The sequence below is a fragment of the Mesorhizobium sp. M7A.F.Ca.CA.002.15.2.1 genome, assembly GCF_003998715.1.
Taxonomy (GTDB): Bacteria; Pseudomonadota; Alphaproteobacteria; order Rhizobiales; family Rhizobiaceae; genus Mesorhizobium; species Mesorhizobium ciceri.
Window position 1 is genome coordinate 1 of sequence record NZ_RZPI01000045.1, and the last position, 16,082, is coordinate 16,082.

Consider the following 16,082-nt stretch of genomic DNA (forward strand, 5'->3'; position numbering starts at 1 on the left):
AAGACAAGCCCGAATCGGGCCGGGGGACGGCCCTCGCGGCTCGGAAGCCGCGTCAGCGGATCGATCTAAAGACTGGCTAGAGTGACCTCCAAGTCCTCGTATGCGCCGACGAGGGCATCCGCGCCATGTCGCAACAGAGCATCGCCATGAGTGCCGGTGCAATGACTGCCAGCGGTAAATCCGATCACGCGCATACCTGCTGCCTTGCCCGCCAGGACGCCATTCACGCTGTCCTCGACCACGATGCACTCCTTTGCATGAACACCGATCGTGTCCGCCGCATGCAAGAACAGGTCTGGTTCCGGCTTTCCATTGACGACCATGTCCGATGAAAAAATATTAGGATCGAAAAGGTCGACAAGGCCCGTGTGTTCGAGTTTCCAACGCAATCGGGCCAGCGGCGTGCTTGACGCCACACATCTCCATGCGGCGAGCCGGCCAATCACATTCCCTGCATCGGGTAAGGCCGCCAGATTCTTACGCAAGCGTTCGTTGGTGTGGTCGGCAAGCTGTTCAAAAAAGAGCGGAGAGAGCGGCTTGGCTCGCTCTTGGCCGATCGCTTCGAGCTTCGCCTGCCACATAGCGGGAGACAATCCCATGAAGGCTTGCGTATAGGCGCTTGGTTCGAACGTGATGCCGGCCGCCGCCAGATATTCAAGCTCGGTTGCCTGGTATATCTCCTCGCTGTTCACGAGGACGCCGTCACAATCAAATATTATCAGCTTTATAGGCGACACTTTGGGCCTGATATCTGGTGGTCGGCTCAGCCGGCCCGCGGACAGTCTCGAAGGACTTCCATCAAATCACGTGTTGAACTTGAACAGCAGGATGTCGCCGTCCTGGACGACATATTCCTTGCCTTCGTCGCGGGCCTTGCCGGCTTCCTTGGCCGCCACTTCGCCGCCCAGTGTGACGAAGTCATTGTAGGCGATGGTCTGGGCGCGGATGAAGCCGCGCTCGAAATCGGTGTGGATGACGCCGGCGGCCTGGGGGGCCTTGTCGCCCTTATGGATGGTCCAGGCGCGCGTCTCCTTCGGCCCGACGGTGAAGTAGGTGATGAGGTGCAACAGATCGTAGCCGGCGCGGATGACCTTGTTGAGGCCGGGCTCGTCGAGGCCGAGCGAGGACAGGAATTCCATCTCTTCCTCATCGGAGAGCTGTGCGACCTCGGCTTCGATGGCGGCCGAGATCACCACGGTGCCGGCGCCCTGGGCGGTCGCCATCTTTTCCACGGCCCTGGTGTGCTCGTTGCCGGTGGCTGCGTCGGCCTCGGCGACGTTGCAGACATAGAGCACGGGATGCGAGGTCAGAAGGTTCAGGCCCTGCAGGATGCGCAAATCTTCGGCCGAAATATCCTTGAGCAGGATGCGGGTCGGCTTGCCGGCCTGCAGCAGTTCTAGCGCTGCCTCCATCATCGGCAGCACTGACGTCGCTTCCTTGTCCTTGCTGCCGGCGCGCTTGCGGAATTGCACGATGCGGCGCTCGAGGCTGTCGAGGTCGGCGAGCATCAGCTCGGTTTCGACCGTCTCGGCATCGGCCACCGGGTCGATGCGGCCCTCGACATGGGTAATGTCGTCATCCTCGAAGCAGCGCAGCACATGCACGATGGCGTCGACCTCGCGGATGTTGGCGAGGAACTGGTTGCCCAGCCCTTCGCCCTTCGAGGCGCCGCGCACCAGACCGGCAATGTCGACGAAGGAGATGCGGGTCGGGATGATCTCCTTTGACTTGCCAATCGCCGCGATCTTCTGCAGGCGCGGATCGGGCACCGCGACCTCGCCGGTATTCGGTGCGATGGTGCAGAACGGATAGTTGGCGGCCTGCGCCGCAGCCGTTCTGGTCAACGCGTTGAAAAGCGTCGACTTGCCGACGTTGGGCAAGCCAACGATGCCGCATTTGAAACCCATTTTGTCCGGTCCTATCGGGAAATAGAAATTTGATCAGGGCTATGGGCGATAGGGGTGATCAACGTCAAGCCCTTCGGTTCCCTTGATGCTCAGTCCTTGCCGCCGAACAGCTTCTTCAGCATGGCGGCCATCGGACCGCTTTCCGGCAGCTTGGCCAGGGGCTGTTGGGGCCGTGCTTGGCGGACGTGACTTTGCTGCTTCTGCGCCGGCTGCTTAGGTGCCGATTTTTCGGGCTCCGGCCCGGCCTTGCCCTGGACGGCGAGACTGGCTTTGTTCATGAAGCCGGATTCGTCGCCTTTGGCGATCATGGCGGCGTTGTCGGCGATCGCGTCGAGCAGCGGGTCAAGCCATTCGCGGTCGGCCTTGTCGAAATCGCCGAGCACATGGTGCTGGACCATTTCCTTGACGCCTGGATGGCCGACGCCGATGCGTACGCGGCGATAGGCGTTGCCGACATGGCCATCGATCGAACGGATGCCGTTATGGCCGCCGGCGCCGCCGCCGGTCTTTATGCGCAGCTTGCCTTCGGCAAGATCGATCTCGTCATAGAAGACGGTGAGCGCGGAAAGCTCGAGCTTGTAGAAGCGCAGCGCTTCGCCGACCGACTGGCCGGACAGGTTCATGAAGGTCTGCGGCTTGATCAGGACGACTTTTTCGCCGCCGAGCGAGCCCTCGGCGATCAGGCCCTGAAATTTCTTCGACCAGGGCGAAAAGGAATGGCGGCGGGCGATTGCGTCCGCCGCCATGAAACCGACATTGTGCCGATTGCCGGCGTATTTCGCGCCCGGATTGCCGAGACCTGCAAACAGCAGCATCGCCTGCTCCGGGCGTGAAAGAGTTACTTCTCTTCGGCGGCAGGAGCCGCTTCAGGTGCAGCCGCTTCAGCCGTCTCTTCCGTCTCCGGCTTCATCGCCGACGAACCGGCAATGGTCGCGATGGTGAAGTCGCGGTCGGAGATCACAGGCTTGACCCCAGCCGGCAGCTTGACCGCCGAGATGTGGATCGAATCGCCAATGTTGGCGCCGGTGAGATCGACGGTGATGAATTCCGGGATCGCATTGGCCGGGCAGTGGAACTCGACTTCGTGACGCACGATGTTGAGTACGCCGCCGCGCTTGATGCCGGGCGACTTGTCCTCGTTGATGAAGTGGACAGGCACGTCGACATTGACTTCGGTGTCCTTGCCGATGCGCAGGAAGTCGACATGGACAGGGAAATCCTTGACCGGGTCGAGCTGGAAGTCCTTCGGCAGGACCTGGATCTTCTTGCCGTCGACATCGATCGTGGCGATCGTGGTCAGGAACCCGCCGCCATGGATCTTGTAGTAGATGTCCTTGTAGGTGAGCGCGATAGCCAGGGGAGGCTGCTTGTCACCATAAATTACTGCAGGCACTTTACCGTTGCGGCGAACTGCACGGGCGGACCCCTTACCGACCTGTTCGCGTGCTTCGGCCTTGAGCTCGTAAGTGTCGTGGCTCATGGCATTTCCTTTCGGTTTGTTCTGGAGCGCTCACGGTGGGCAGAGTGCCTGGACCGTAAACGTCGAAAGCCGACATACCCATGCATGATCTGGTCCGAAAACCGGAATCCACTTTTCGGGATCATGCGGGAAGGCGGCCTTCCGCCGCGTTGCCTCCAAGGGTGTCTACGCGGGTGGCGGCTCTATAGCGGAAGGCGGCCGGAGGTGCAAGCCAAAGGCACGACCGGCCTGGTGCAGCCCAGACGGCCGCTATCCGCGCTTTTCGATGACGGCATAGAGCACGTTGCGGTTCTCGCCGAAGAATACCTGCGCCTCGACGGTGTTGCGGTCGACGCTGGCATTGACGATGTTCCACATATCGACCTCCGATCGCAGCAGCAACACCCAGTCCATGAACGTCTCCCGATACCCCGCGTCGGGGGTGCCCTCGGCGTAGTTGGCGAACAGGAATGTTCCGTTCGGCTTCAACATCTGCAGGCAGGTCTTCGTGAGTTTCACCGCGACGTTGTGGGCGAGGTAGTCGTAAAGGCCGGAGGCGTAGATGAAGTCGAATTTGCCGAGCTTGTGGCCCCGCGTGAGCACGGTTCGCACCGAGCCGTCGATGGCTTCGACGGCGGTGCCCTGGAAGTCGCGCGAGATCAGCCCAACGCTCTGGGGATCCTGGTCGAGCGCAACCCAGCGCTTGAGACGGCCCTCCGTCAGGGCGACCGAACGATTGGCTTCCCGCAAATGGCCGGCCGCGATCGCCAGAACCTCGGTTTCCGGTCCGTTCTTGGCCGCGATCTCGTCGACATATCGGGTCAGGAGGTCGCGTCGTTCCCGGGCCGCGACGCATGACGGTACGTTCTGGGTATGGCTATAGAGTGCTTTGCCGACCTCCGAGGCGTTCGCCACGCTCTCTGCCACGTGCGGATCACAATAGATGTAGTCGAGCAACTGCGCGTCGCCGGAATAGCCCCTGGGTTTGGTGAAGGACCAGTGCGTCAGTGGATCCTCGAGAAAATACTTCAGGATCGGATGGTTCTGCGCGACCGGTATCAACGCATGCCAGACGTCGGGATGAACCTTGGAATGCAGGCCATTGAGGAAGGACAGCAAGCGGCCGACGATCTCGGCCGGGTTCTTGTCCTGTTCGACCTGCTGCTGTGTCGCGTGGAGAATGAGGGCAAGCTCCGCGCGCGCGGTTTCGAACGCTTCGCCATGATGCTCGATCTTTCCCCGAGGCAGCGTGCCGGCGAGCATCTCGGCAGTAATCAAGCTTTTGCCATCAAGAACGGTCTGCACGCCATCACTCCATAGTTAACAGTCGGTTAACTTATTGCGTAGAATGCTCCCTTTGCCAATGTCGGGCCGACGGCATTTTAGGTTTATGATTAATTTCCCGCCAACCATGTTCGTTGGTTAATCAGTTTCCGAGCCGGATTCCGGGTTCGAGTTAACGGAAACTTGTCTTGCGCGATTGCATTTGTTTGCCCGGCGTTCGCAATCGCCGTCGCGTCCCAAGGAGCCGGCCCGCGTGGGGGCAGAAGCTGGAAATGAGTTCGGAAAACAAAATCCCTTTCAAAAGGGGTCGATTGTGATGAACGAACACGTGTCATCCGCATTGGCCGATACGGTTGACGCTGAGCCGTACGAGCCGCGCTACGAACTGGGGGCCGACGAACTTCGCGCCCTCTACCGCACCGAAGCCCGGGCGACGCGAAGAGGGGAGGCCAGGCCAGGGCTTTGGATCGCAGTTGCGATCTATCTCTTGTTTTCGGCAACGGATCTGCTGCTGATCCCGGATGTGGCCGCCTATACGATCACGGCGCGCTTCGCGGTCGGCTTGAGCGCGCTTTTGATCCTGGAAGCGCAGCTTCGCCACGGCGTCGGGACGGAATGGCTCGACGTGACCTGCGCCGGGGCCATCATCTTTGGCTATGTTGGTTGGCTGTGTCCGGCGATTATGGGCGCGGACAAGGAAAGCGTCTCTTACTATATGGTCTTTGGGACCATATTCATGATGAGCGCCAATCTTTTCTTTACATTCAATTTCAAGCTTTCTATCGTAACCTCGACAATAATCTTATGTATACTTTATATCGTAAATTACTTTGTTCCCTCAACTCTCATATACAAAATGGTATTTGGGGCTTTCTATGTTTCTTGTTTCACGTTCACCTCATATGTGAACTGGAAACTGAATGAGGAACGCTACAACGTCTTCCTGAACGCCCTGGAAGCCAAGATCCAGCACAATGAGGCGACCGAACGCGGCAAGGCCCTGCTGAGGTTGTCGCGGACCGATCCGCTCACGGGTCTGGAGAACCGGCGCGCGATCGACGAGAAGCTGCGAGACTACTGGAACGATTGGCAAAAGGTCGGCACCAGCTTTGGGGCGATCCTCATCGACGTGGACTTCTTCAAGAAGTTCAATGACTGCTACGGCCATCAGGAAGGCGACCGCTGCCTGATCCATGTCGCCAATGCCCTTAGCGATATGATCAAACAGTATAATGGCTCCATCGGCCGCTATGGCGGCGAAGAGTTCATCGTCCTGGCTCGCATGGAGAAAAAGGAGCAGATCCTGGACATTGCGGAAGCCATTTGTAGCACGGTGGAGAACCTGGCTCTGACGCACGAACTGCGGCGCGACGGCGTCTCGATCGTAACGGTAAGCGTTGGCGCCGCATTCACCCGGACGCAGACCGGGGCCAAGCTGGAGAAAATCATTCACGAGGCCGATCGCGCTCTCTATCTGGCAAAAGCCGGCGGCCGAAATTGTGCCCGGCTGTTCGATCCAACCGACCCGCAAAGCAGTGACGAGAGCGAGAACATTGCGGCTTTGCTGAAGATCGCGATCGGCCAGAATCTCGTTTCACTCGTTTACCAGCCTATCCAGGATGTCAAATCGGACCGGGTTGAAGCGGTGGAGGCTCTGATGCGCCTCAAGATGCTCGACGGCACATCGGTTCCGCCGAGCCTGTTCATTCCGGTCGCCGAACGGACCGGCGCGATCCTGGAACTCGGGCGCTGGGCGATAAGGACAGTGTGCGCCGAACTGCTGGCGGACGACCACGTCCGTGTCGTCAGTGTCAACGTCTCCCCGATCCAGCTCAAGACACCGGGCTTCGCGACGTCGGTCGCGACCATTCTGGGCGAGACCGGCGTCGCAGGCAGCAGGCTGGCCTTCGAGATCACCGAAGGGCTGGAGATGGAGATGCACTCCGACATCCTGCGCTGCATCAGCGACCTGAAGCTGCTCGGGATCAAGATCTGGCTTGATGATTTCGGGACCGGCTTCGCGGGTCTTTCGTGGCTTCGCCTGATCGATTTCGATACGGTGAAGATCGATCGCTCGTTTCTGCATGACTGCAGCTCCCCGAGCGGCAAGGCGATGCTGCAGGACATTATCACCCTGGTTCGAAATCGCGGCCACAAAATCCTGGTCGAAGGGGTGGAGACAGACGAGCAGATGGCCCTTATGCGCGAATTCGGCATAGACAAGATCCAGGGCTTCCATGTCGGCCGTCCCGCTCCCGCCGTCAGTTTCCAGGCAAAGCGAGCCATGCGCAAACGGCCATTTGCCGTGCTTAAGTCCGCATGATGGTGGCCTCTTCCGACGTTTGGCTAGCCGTCGTCAAGCCGTGCTAGCGGTCGCCGGTCAACGCGGCGCGTAACGCCTGGATCTGCCGGTTCAGCGCATCGAGCTCAGTCAGCGTCATGCCCGAGCGTTCGACCAAGGCTTCGTTCAGGCAGTTGCATTGGACAAGCAGTGCGCGCCCGGCTGATGTCAGATCAACCTGCACCTGGCGCTCGTCGGTCTGGCTGCGCTGGCGGGTCACCAGCCCGGCCTGCTCCATTCGCTTCACCAGCGGCGTGACGGTGCTCGATTCCAAAGCGAGCCGATGGGCGATGGTGCCGACCGACATGCCGTCGGCCTCTCCAAGCGCGTTCAACACCAGGTACTGGGGATAGGTGATGCCCATCTCGTCCAGCATCGGCTTGTAGGTGCGGTTGATGGCCATGCTGGTGGCATAGAGCGTGAAACAGAGCTGATTGTCCAACGGGAGAGGCACGGCGCATTCCTTTTGCCAATGTGGGCATCAAATCGATACCACGAAAAATGATATCGCGATACATATTTTTGTGGACAAGGGTTTTAGGCCGCGTTAGCTATATCGATATCGCGATATTGTTTATCGCGAAAGTAACCAGAAGGAGATTGAGATGACCTCGCAAACCAAACCCAGCTCCGGCAGCGGCATGATCACCACCAGGGACGGAACGCAGATTTACTACAAGGACCGGGGACCGGGCAGCCTGTCGTCTTTCATCACGGCTGGCCGTTGAGCAGCGACGATTGGGACGCCCAGATGCTGTTCTTCGTGTCACAGGGCTACCGTGTCATTGCCCATGATCGCCGAGGCCATGGCCGCTCGACCCAGACGGATATCGGCAACGAGATGGACACCTATGCCGCCGACGTAGCGGAACTCGCAGCCCATCTGGACCTCAAGAACGCCATCCATGTCGGCCATTCGACCGGCGGCGGCGAAGTGGCGCGTTATGTCGCCAAGTATGGCGCCGGCGGCCGTGTCGCCAAGGCGGTGCTGATCGGCGCGGTGCCGCCAATCATGCTCAAGACTGCCGCCAATCCCGGCGGCCTGCCGATCGAAGTGTTCGACGGCTTCCGCTCCGCGCAGGCAGCCAATCGCGCCCAGTTCTTCCGCGACGTTCCATCAGGTCCGTTCTACGGCTTCAACCGCCCGGGCGCAGAGGTATCGCAGGGCGTCATCGATAATTGGTGGCGCCAGGGCATGATGGGCGGCACCAAGGCGCATTATGATTGCATCAAGGCCTTTTCGGAAACCGACTTCACCGAGGATCTGAAGGCGATCGACGTGCCTGTGCTGGTCATGCACGGCGACGACGACCAGATCGTTCCCATCGCGGACTCGGCGCTGCTGACGATCAAGCTGCTCAAGAAGGGCGAGCTCAAGGTCTACAAGGGCTTCCCGCACGGCATGGCCACGACCCATGCAGACATCGTCAACGCCGACCTGCTGGCCTTCTTCAAAGCATAGGCCGTTGGAACGAAAAAAGCACCCGCCGTCTGGCGGGTGCTTTTCCTTGCGTGGGTTTCAGGCCTGATCTAGGCGGCCGCCTGCGCCTTGCGCGCTTCCTTCATGTTGGGCAGGAACACGGTCAGCAATCCAAGAAACGGCAAATAGGAGCAGATCTGGAAGACGAAATCGATGCCCTTCATGTCGGCGACGACGCCGAGCACGGCCGCCGCGATGCCGCCCATGCCGAAGGCGAAGCCGAAGAAGATGCCGGCGATCATGCCGACGCGACCCGGCACGAGTTCCTGCGCAAAGACGACAATGTTGGAGAAGGCCGAGGAGAGGATCAGCCCGATCAGCACCGTCAGCACCATCGTCCATTCCAGATTGGCGTAGGGCAGGGCGAGCGTGAAGGGCAGCACGCCGACGATGGAGAACCAGATCATCGCCTTTTGCCCATAGCGGTCGCCGAACGGGCCGCCGAGCAGGATGCCCAGCGCCGAGGCGCCGAGGAACAGGAACAGCATGACCTGGCTCATCTGCACAGAAACGCCGAACTTATGCATGGAATAGAAGGTGTAGTAGCTGGCGAGGCTGGCGATGTAGGCATTCTTGCTCAGAACCAGCAGTGTCAGCACGATCAATGCATTCATCACCTTGCGGCGCGGGAAGGGCGAAACGAAGCTCGCCGCCTTGCGGGTGCCCTGCGCGGCACGCAGCCGGCTGTACCAGCCGCCGACCTGCCACAAAACGATGATGCCGATCAGCGAGCCGACGGCGAACCAGGAAATGCTGGTCTGGCCGAACGGCACGACGATGAAGGCCGCCAGCAGCGGCCCCATGGACTGGCCGAAATTGCCGCCCACCTGGAACAGCGACTGCGCCAGGCCGAAGCGGCCGCCGGAAGCGAAGCGGGCGATGCGCGAGGATTCCGGGTGGAAGATCGCCGAGCCGATGCCGATCAGCGAGGCACCGATCAGCAGCAGCGAATAATGCCCGGCATAGGCGAGCACGATCAGGCCGATCAGCGACGACGCCATGCCATAGGGCAGCGAATAGGGCATCGGCCGCTTGTCGGTGATCATGCCGATCAGCGGCTGCAGCAAGGATGCGGTCACCTGGAAAGTGAAGGTCAACAAGCCGATCTGCCAGAAATCGAGGCCATAATTCTCTTTCAGGAGCGGGTAAATGGCCGATAGCAGCGACTGCATGATGTCGTTGATGCAGTGGCAGAAGCTCACCGCCAGGATGACGGTGAAGGCCGTCGCCTGGGCTGAGGCGTGACTGGCGCTCGCCGGTGGGGCGACGCTGGCTGCTGTCGTATCGGTCAAGGTAGGCTCCGTGGTCTTTTTGGCGGGCACGCCCGCAGGCAACTGGCGGACGCTCCTTGCGGCCACCCTAGGGACGGTGCCTTATAAGCCGCTTGCGAGACGACTTCTTTCGTGGTTTGGTCCAATAGTTTCGCAAGTGGGCCATAACTAGATGCCGCACGGCAAAGAAGTCTTTCACGCTGGCAATGCCAATCTCGGCCAGTTGCACGAGAGCCGCTGGCAGTGGCTTGAGCAAGTGGCCGGGCCGGCGGTGGCATTGCCGACCGAATATCCTGACGGCTACCGCGTGCCACAGCACCGCCACAGCCGCAGCCAGCTCTTGCATGCGCTTGTCGGTGTGGTGCTGGTGACGACACGCTACGGGCGCTGGATGGTGCCGCCCGACCACGCGATGTGGATTCCAGCCGGCACCGAGCATTCCGTCGAGATGCTGGGCGACGTCTCGATGCGTTCGGTTTATGTCATGCCACAGGCGATCCCCGGGCTGCCCGAAGGCTTGCGCGTCGTCGGCGTCACCGACCTGATGCACAGCCTGATCGTGGAATCGGAGAAGCTCCCGCAAGGCGGCGTTCTGGAAGGACGCGGTGGGCTGATCATGAACCTTCTGCTGCACGAAATCCCGACCTTGCCGGAACGGCCTCTCGGGCTGCCATTTCCGTCCGATCCAAGATTGTCGGCGCTGTGCCGACGCTTCGTCGCAGCACCGTCGCCGCATGCGACCATCGACGAGTGGGCCGATGCAGCCGGCATGAGCCGCCGTTCCTTCACGCGCGCCTTCCAGCGCCAGACCGGCCTGTCGCTGTCGACATGGCGCCAGCAGGCCTGCCTGTTCGCGGCGCTGCCCAGGCTGGCGGACGGCGAGCCGATCACCAGGGTGGCGCTTGATCTCGGCTATGACAGCGTGCCGGCCTTCATCACCATGTTCAAGCGCATGCTGGGGACCTCGCCGCGCGGCTATATGCGCGGCGCACGCGAGAACGTCGAGGTCGCTCGTCGCCTGATCGGCCCGGTTCGGTTGGAAAGCTCCGCGCCTTAAGGGCAGGCGGGTTTAGTCGAACAGGCTGGACACCGATTCCTCAGTCGCCGTGCGCGAGATGGCTTCGCCCATCAGGTCGGCGATCGAGATGACGCGGATGTTGGGCGCGTCGAGCACGCCCTGGGTCGGCTGGATGGAATCGGTGATCACCAGTTCCTGCAGCTTCGAGCCGCTGATGCGGGCAACGGCACCGCCCGACAGCACGCCGTGGGTGATATAGGCGGTGACGCTGGTGGCGCCGTTGGCCAGCAGCGCATCGGCGGCGTTGCACAGCGTGCCGCCGGAATCGACGATGTCGTCGATCAGCAGGCAATCCTTGCCGGCGACCGCGCCGATGATGTTCATGACTTCCGATTCGCCCGGCCGTTCGCGGCGCTTGTCGACGATGGCCAGTTGCGCATCGAAGCGCTTGGCCAGCGCACGGGCGCGGACCACGCCGCCAATGTCGGGCGAAACCACCACGACGTTGCCGAGTTGCTTGTATTTGGCCTTCACGTCGCGGGCCATCACCGGCACGGAAAACAGATTGTCGGTCGGGATGTCGAAGAAGCCCTGGATCTGGCCGGCATGCAGGTCGAGCGTCAGAACGCGGTCGACGCCGGCGCGGGTGATCATGTTGGCGACCAGCTTGGCCGAGATCGGCGTGCGGCCGGAGGCGCGGCGGTCCTGCCTGGCGTAGCCGAAATAAGGGATGACCGCCGTGATGCGCTTGGCCGAGGAGCGCATGAAGGCATCGATCATGATAAGCAATTCCATCAAATGATCGTTGGTCGGGAACGAGGTCGACTGCAGGATGAAGACATCCTCGCCGCGCACGTTTTCCTGGATTTCGACGAAGATTTCCTGGTCGGCGAAGCGCCTGACCGTGGCTTTGCCCAGCGGGACGTTGAGGTACCGGGCGACTGCTTCGGCCAGCACCCTGTTGGAATTGCCCGCGAAGAGTTTCATGCACGGTTCCTGGTGGAGGATGATGAGGCCTGACGGACTCGCTTGCGCCCTTTAACCGGGCTTTTAGCGGCCCGCGCTGGTATTGCAAGCGCCGAGATCGGGAATCCGCCGGCTAAACTCAAGAAAGCTCCGCGCCATCGCCGGACTGCAACAGGGAGCAGGGGACTTGTGCTGGTTCTTCTTCTCATTGGGCATCGGATTTTCCCAAAACCGTCTCCACTTTGGGGTCCGATGCCTCTAGCCCGCCTTGCCGCCGAGCCAGGCGGCGAACTGGTCGATGGTCTGGTCGGCGATCGCCTGCATGGTGGCCGGCGAGATCCCCTTCCAGCTGTCGCCGCCCGCGCTGGCGCCGGAATTGACCGACGGAGCCTTCTGCTGGCCATTGATGCGGTGCAGCCGGTTGCCAGCGGGGTCATAGACGTCCCAGACATAGATGACGGTGGTGTCGGCGCCTTCCGACATCGTCGAGAAATAGCCTTTCAGCACATGTGTCACGGTCTGGTCGGCGCTGCCGGCGAGAGTGATGCCGCGCTGCCTGGCACGGGTCTGCAACTCCGCCGTCAGAGGTGTCGCAGCTTCCACCGAAGCGCCGACGATCGGCGCGATCTGCAAGCGGGTCTTCGACAGGATGGCAGCGCTTTGGGCTGATGTGACCGGTGCGGCGGCGGTTGCGGGAGCGCCAGACGTGCTGGTGGCGGGCCCGGCCGGAACCGTTGCCGCCGTGTTGCCTGACGTTGCGGGCAGCGTCTGGGTCGACGTCGCCGGCGGGGTGATCGCCGACGGTTCGAGCACGTCCTTTGCGTTGGTGCAGGCGGCAAGAGCCAATGCCACAAGCAATGACACGGTCGTCACATGCGATCGTCTCATTTGCCTTCTAACTCCTTGGCGAAGAACGCCTCCCACTGTGGATTCACTTTACGATCAAGTCGAGATCATGGCGGGACAGCGGCCTGGGCTGGGATTCGGTGGTCAGGTAGGTGCGGCCAAGCGTCATCGCCGTCTCGGTGTCGGAGTCCATGATGATCATATGGGCGAACAGCGTCATGTTGGGCGCGATCGGTTCGGGATTGCCCTGGTAGAACATCGGCATGTCCATCCAGGACGGGGTGAAGCGGGCGCCGACCGAATAGCCGCAGGCGTTCAGCCGGTGCTTGGTCAGGCCGTGTGCCTCCATGGTGCGGGCATGCGCATCGAAGACGTCGCCGAAGCTGTTGCCCGGCATCATCGCCTTCTCGACAGCCAGGAGTGCTGCGCGGGCGGCGTCGAACAGTTCCTGATGGCGCTTCGACACCTTGCCGGTCAGCACCGTGCGCATCATCGGCGCATGGTAGTGGTTGAAGACGCCGGCCCATTCGAGCGTCAGCTGGTCGTTCTTGGTGAGCTTGCGGCGGCCGGCCTTGTAGCGGCACAGCAGCGCATCGACGCCGGAGCCGATGATGAACTCGTTGGCCGGATAGTCGCCGCCGCCGGCGAAGATCGCGCCCTGCATGGCGGCCAGGATCAGAGCTTCGTCGCCGCCTTGCTTGATCAGCGGCAGTGCCGCGTCGAGCGCATCGTCGGAGAGATTGGCGGCCTTCTCGGCCTTGGCTATCTCGGCCGGGCTCTTGAACAGGCGCAGCCGGCCGACAATGCCGGACGCATCGGCGATCTGGCCGAAGGTCTGCAACTGCTCGTCCAGGCGGCGGCCGTTGAAGGCGGTCAGGCCGTGGGTGTCATATTCGACACCGATGCGGGCGCCGAGCAGGTCGAGTTCGTTGAGCAGATTGCGCAGGTCGACCGCGGGATTGGCGCCGTTGCGGTCGGTCCACAAGACGATGTTGTCGATAATCGAGGTCTGACGTGCCTGGCGCAGGTCGGCCGAGCGGGTCAGAAGCACCATCGAACCGTCGGCCTTGACCACCAGGCACTGGAAGAAGCAGAAGCCGAACGTGTCGTAGCCGGTCAGCCAATACATGCTTTCCTGCGCGAACAGCAGGATGGCGTCGAGCTTCTTTTCGGCCATCTCGATGATCAGCCGGTCGCGCCGCGCGTCAAATTCAGATCGTTCAAAATGCAGCGCCATTATTCCCTCTCCAAGACAATTGCCGAAACCTGCCGGCCGTAATCGGGCTCCTTGCGATGCGTGGTGCGCCGATAGGAGTAGAACAGGCCTTCCTCAGCGTAAGTGCAGCGGTCGAGGCCCTCAGCCGTCACGCCTGCCTTGGCCAGCCGGTCAACCGTGTAGCGGTTGAGGTCGAACATCGCATGGCCGGCATTGGCGGACGGAGCGAAATAGAGGATGTTTTCGGCGTCGGATTCGACAAAGCGGGCGACGAATTCCGGGCCGACCTCGTAGTTTCGCGGGCCGATGGAGGGGCCTAGCACGGCGACGATGTTTTGGCGCCGGGCGCCGAGGCTTTCCATCGCCAGGATGGTGTTTTCGAGCACGCCGGTGAACGCGCCTTTCCAGCCGGCATGCGCAGCGCCGATGATGCGCGCCTGCGCATCAGCGAACAGCACGGGACCGCAATCGGCGGTCGAGGCGCCGATGGCGATGCCCGGCCGATCGGTGACGATGGCGTCCGCCTTGGGGCGCTCGCCGGCAAAGGGCTCCCTGGCAATGACGACATCGGGCGAATGGATTTGCCAGGCGGTCAACAGATGGCTTGCCGGCACGCCCATCCAGGCAGCGACACGGGCGCGGTTCTCGGCAACCAGCGTCTGGTCGTCATTCGATCCGGTGCCGATGTTGAGGCCCTGATAGATGCCGCCGGAAACACCGCCGACGCGGGTGAAATAGCCGTGGCGGATGCCTTGTGCCTGCGCCTCGTCCAGCAGCGGCGACCGAACGGGATCCGGTTTGGTCTGATTCAGCATGCGGGCGTTGTTGTCCGTGTGGGCGGTTTCGTCAAGAAGAAGGTGCTTGGTCGAGAACAGGCTGCAAAGCGCGGACGGGAGATTGGGAGGGGCGGCGGTAAAAAGTCAATCCGCCTCGGCAAAGGGCCGAACCGCCACGCCGCGAGGCAGCACCGCAAGCACCTTGAACAGCTCGCCCATGGCTTGCGGCCCGGCGAGGCGCTCGACGTCGCCGGCGATCCTTTCGCGCGCCGCCTGACCGGCATCGGCGCCAAGGCGGCCGGCGCGCTCGAGGATGCCCATGCCGAGCAGGAAGTCGCCCTGTGTCGTCAGATGGGCTTCGAGGCCATGTGCACGCGCGATCGCGGCAAGGGCGGCGAAATCGACGTGGGACGTGAGGTCGGCCTCACCGGGATTGGCCAGCACATCTTCGTGATCGTGGCTGCGCAAGGCCTGCAGCGTGTCCCCGACACCCGGCTGGAAATGGCCGTAATCGAGAAACAGGCCGGCGCCGCCATGCCTGGATATGCGCTCGGCGATTGTTGCCATCAGCGCGGTGCGGGCAGGTGCCACTTCGGCGATCGCGCCTTGCGGCGCGTGAGCGGCATCGGCGGGCAGCAGCGTCGGGTCGACCGAGCCGGCGCCGGCGAAGAAGCAAAGGTCGTTGGTCTCGTCGAGGCCGACCATGCGCTCGCGCCAGCCGGCGCCGGCGCGGATGAACTGGCGGATGGGAACGGCGTCGAACAGTTCGTTGCCGACGATGAACAGCGATTGTTGCGGCAAGGTCTCGATGGTTTCGTGCCAGCCAACCGCGAAGGGTGTGACGCCAAGCGTCTTTTTTTGCACCTCGGTCAGGCGCGGGCTTGTCTCGATCATGGCGAAGGTGGCGCCGTTGGCCAGGTCAGGATCGAGCCGCGACAGCGTGCGCAGCATGTCCTTCATCAGCGTGCCGCGGCCGGGTCCGATCTCGGCGATGGTGGCCGACCGCGACCGGCCGCCCGCCAGCCAGGCTTGATAAAGCCACACGGCGACCAGTTCGCCGAACATCTGGCTGATTTCCGGCGCGGTGATGAAGTCGCCGCCCGCACCAAAGGGCTCGCGCGTCGTGTAGTAGCCGTCCGCCGGGTCGAACAGGCACAGCGCCATGTACTCGTTGACGGGAAGCGGCCCCAGGGCCTCGATCAGGTCGACGATGCGGGTCTTCAGCCGTGTCATGCCGGCTGCGGCTGTGCCACCGGCTTGGCGGTCAGCATCGCCCAGATGCCGGCCAACACCATCGGCGACGACAGGATCATGCCCATGGTCAACCAGTTGGTGCCGAGGAGATAGCCGAGCTGCTGGTCGGGTTCGCGGAAGAACTCGACGAAGATACGCGACAGGCCGTAGCCGCAGATGAAGGCGCCGCCGACGAAGCGCGGCGTCTTCAGCTTAAGGCGCGAATGGGTGAGGATGCGCAGCACGAGGAACAGCACCACGCCCTCCAGAAGCGCCTCGTAAAGC

The 16,082-nt window shown here is 62.0% G+C and carries 15 protein-coding genes and 1 pseudogene; 3 read left to right on the plus strand and 13 right to left on the minus strand.

All coding sequences use genetic code 11. The annotated features are described in order from the left end of the window. Window positions 1–65 precede the first annotated feature (65 nt). The 5 genes from ENZ74_RS04930 to ENZ74_RS04950 form a co-directional block, all read right to left on the minus strand. Window positions 66–737 (minus strand): HAD family phosphatase, encoded by a 672-nt coding sequence (locus tag ENZ74_RS04930; RefSeq protein WP_272482876.1) that lies wholly within the window; start codon window positions 735–737, stop codon window positions 66–68. 66 nt (window positions 738–803) lie between these two features. Further along, window positions 804–1,907: a redox-regulated ATPase YchF gene (gene ychF / locus ENZ74_RS04935; RefSeq protein WP_127312681.1), complete on the minus strand. Its 1,104-nt coding sequence runs from the start codon at window positions 1,905–1,907 to the stop codon at window positions 804–806. A gap of 89 nt (window positions 1,908–1,996) precedes the next feature. Beyond that, entirely contained in the window at window positions 1,997–2,722 is a 726-nt protein-coding gene (pth, locus tag ENZ74_RS04940) for an aminoacyl-tRNA hydrolase (protein ID WP_027162157.1), read from the minus strand. Between the two features lie 23 nt (window positions 2,723–2,745). Next, window positions 2,746–3,387, minus strand: coding sequence for a 50S ribosomal protein L25/general stress protein Ctc (locus ENZ74_RS04945; RefSeq protein WP_013529995.1), 642 nt, complete (start codon window positions 3,385–3,387; stop codon window positions 2,746–2,748). Between the two features lie 249 nt (window positions 3,388–3,636). Then, entirely contained in the window at window positions 3,637–4,671 is a 1,035-nt protein-coding gene (locus ENZ74_RS04950) for a methyltransferase (RefSeq protein ID WP_013529996.1), read from the minus strand. 295 nt (window positions 4,672–4,966) lie between these two features. Between ENZ74_RS04950 and ENZ74_RS04955 the strand changes: the two genes are divergently transcribed. Then, on the plus strand, window positions 4,967–6,973 hold the full coding sequence (locus tag ENZ74_RS04955; protein ID WP_032808605.1) for an EAL domain-containing protein: 2,007 nt from the start codon (window positions 4,967–4,969) through the stop codon (window positions 6,971–6,973). 43 nt (window positions 6,974–7,016) lie between these two features. Here the strand turns inward: ENZ74_RS04955 and ENZ74_RS04960 are convergent, their stop codons facing one another. Beyond that, window positions 7,017–7,445: a MarR family transcriptional regulator gene (locus ENZ74_RS04960; protein ID WP_013529998.1), complete on the minus strand. Its 429-nt coding sequence runs from the start codon at window positions 7,443–7,445 to the stop codon at window positions 7,017–7,019. Window positions 7,446–7,596: 151 nt separating this feature from the next. Here ENZ74_RS04960 and ENZ74_RS04965 point away from each other — a divergent pair. After that, window positions 7,597–8,453, plus strand: a pseudogene (locus ENZ74_RS04965) (alpha/beta hydrolase). Between the two features lie 68 nt (window positions 8,454–8,521). Here the strand turns inward: ENZ74_RS04965 and ENZ74_RS04970 are convergent. Beyond that, entirely contained in the window at window positions 8,522–9,763 is a 1,242-nt protein-coding gene (locus ENZ74_RS04970) for an MFS transporter (protein WP_063170320.1), read from the minus strand. A 151-nt stretch (window positions 9,764–9,914) separates the two neighbouring features. Here ENZ74_RS04970 and ENZ74_RS04975 point away from each other — a divergent pair, with 151 nt between their 5' ends. Further along, on the plus strand, window positions 9,915–10,799 hold the full coding sequence (locus tag ENZ74_RS04975; RefSeq protein WP_013530001.1) for a helix-turn-helix transcriptional regulator: 885 nt from the start codon (window positions 9,915–9,917) through the stop codon (window positions 10,797–10,799). A 12-nt stretch (window positions 10,800–10,811) separates the two neighbouring features. Here the strand turns inward: ENZ74_RS04975 and ENZ74_RS04980 are convergent, their stop codons facing one another. From ENZ74_RS04980 to ENZ74_RS05005, 6 genes are all read right to left on the minus strand, one after another. Continuing rightward, entirely contained in the window at window positions 10,812–11,747 is a 936-nt protein-coding gene (locus ENZ74_RS04980) for a ribose-phosphate pyrophosphokinase (RefSeq protein WP_013530002.1), read from the minus strand. Window positions 11,748–11,984: 237 nt separating this feature from the next. Continuing rightward, a complete protein-coding gene (locus ENZ74_RS04985; protein WP_063168841.1) occupies window positions 11,985–12,614 on the minus strand; it encodes a hypothetical protein in 630 nt (209 codons plus the stop codon). Window positions 12,615–12,657: 43 nt separating this feature from the next. Further along, window positions 12,658–13,809: a Xaa-Pro peptidase family protein gene (locus ENZ74_RS04990; RefSeq protein ID WP_013530004.1), complete on the minus strand. Its 1,152-nt coding sequence runs from the start codon at window positions 13,807–13,809 to the stop codon at window positions 12,658–12,660. After that, entirely contained in the window at window positions 13,809–14,603 is a 795-nt protein-coding gene (gene pgeF / locus ENZ74_RS04995; RefSeq protein ID WP_027162151.1) for a peptidoglycan editing factor PgeF, read from the minus strand. The genes ENZ74_RS04990 and pgeF overlap by 1 nt, the downstream gene beginning before the upstream one ends. Before the next feature lie 105 nt (window positions 14,604–14,708). Further along, entirely contained in the window at window positions 14,709–15,797 is a 1,089-nt protein-coding gene (locus ENZ74_RS05000) for a class I SAM-dependent methyltransferase (RefSeq protein ID WP_027162150.1), read from the minus strand. After that, window positions 15,794–16,082, minus strand: a 289-nt coding sequence (locus ENZ74_RS05005) for a prolipoprotein diacylglyceryl transferase family protein (RefSeq protein WP_206522257.1), incomplete at its 5' end; no start/stop codon positions are given. The genes ENZ74_RS05000 and ENZ74_RS05005, both read right to left, overlap by 4 nt.